The sequence below is a fragment of the Alkalibacterium indicireducens genome (assembly GCF_039522005.1).
Classification (GTDB): Bacteria; Bacillota; Bacilli; order Lactobacillales; family Carnobacteriaceae_A; genus Alkalibacterium; species Alkalibacterium indicireducens.
Window position 1 is genome coordinate 12,149 of the sequence record NZ_BAAADA010000034.1, and the last position, 221, is coordinate 12,369.

Genomic DNA, 221 nt, shown 5'->3' on the forward strand with positions numbered 1-221 from the left:
TTAAATCGGTCCAATATCAAAAAAGAAGAAGGAGTAAGTGTGACCGCTATCGTTACCTTCTTATTTACTGTTGCCTTTCATGGTGGAAAAAGTATAAATCAATTAGTGAATGATTCTGAAAGACAGCCGGGATTTGGAAAAGATACAGTAAATCGATTCTTGAAGAATGAACGATTCAATTGGCGAACCTTCCTGCTATTACTATCTGAAAAAGTGATTGC

The 221-nt window shown here is 35.7% G+C and carries 1 pseudogene; it reads left to right on the forward strand.

The window, feature by feature from the left end:
• Positions 1-39: 39 nt before the first annotated feature.
• Positions 40-221: pseudogene (locus tag ABFX15_RS02355) on the forward strand (IS4 family transposase); the annotation flags it as partial.